The 952-nt window shown below is 39.4% G+C and carries 1 protein-coding gene; it reads left to right on the top strand.

The window, feature by feature from the left end; translation table 11 throughout:
• Nucleotides 1–265: 265 nt before the first annotated feature.
• Nucleotides 266–952 (top strand): S-layer homology domain-containing protein (locus CXF70_RS06645; protein WP_145990710.1); only part of this gene is annotated, 687 nt, incomplete at its 3' end.

Genomic DNA, 952 nt, shown 5'->3' with positions numbered 1-952 from the left:
TTTCTCTATACTTGTTTTCACCCAACACATTATTTAAAAAGATACTAGTTCTTTCTATATGATAATAACAGTATGATTAAAAAGGGAAAATCCAGAGTCTATTTACACAGAAAATAAGTAGATAAATTGGCACTTTTTTTATTTTGACTTTTAAACCAGACTTATTGCTTATTTTATAAAAAAATACATAAAATAGCATAAAAAAGTGCTAATATCATCAGAGATAGAAAAACCACAAGAACCGGAAGGGGAAAATGAAAGACAAATGAATAATTTTTTTAGCAAGGTTACATTATTTCTAGTCGCTGCTGTTTTAGTGATTTCCAGTATAGGGCTGAGCCCCGCATCCGCTTGGACACCATTTAAGGATGTATCTTCAAATGATGTTGAAATTGATTACTTATATGATAAAGGGCTCATCAAAGGAATCTCCAGCAACCAATTTGGACCTGACTATTCAGTAACACGCGAACAGGCAGCTACATTGATCGGCCGCGCACTCGGATTAAGTGGAACAGAGAGAAAAACCAAGTTCTCCGACGTAAGCTCGACAAGCTACAGTTCCGGCTATATTCAATCAGCTGTAGATAAAGGGATCATCACCGGTTATCCTGATGGTACATTCAAACCGAAACAGACCATGACCCGCGGTGAGATGGCTTACTTATTAAGCCGTGCCTTCAACCTCACGAAGACAAGCGCTGTGTTCTTTACCGACATCAAACAAGATTCAAGCAACACAAGCCTTTATACTGCCGTAAATAAAATCGCGACAGCTGGCATCTCCAACGGAACCGGGGGCGGAAGCTACTCCCCGGATAAAGATTTGGTTCGTGAAGAATTTGCAATCTTCCTGGCACGCGCATTGGAACCGAAATTCAAAGTCGCTTTTCAGAATGCGACGATCGCCAAATTATATTCAACTACTGACAACCTAAACGTTCGTTCAGGT

This window comes from Planomicrobium sp. MB-3u-38 (assembly GCF_002836425.1).
GTDB classification, from domain to species: domain Bacteria; phylum Bacillota; class Bacilli; order Bacillales_A; family Planococcaceae; genus Planococcus; species Planococcus okeanokoites.
This window is presented reverse-complemented; position numbering and strand designations above follow the sequence as displayed.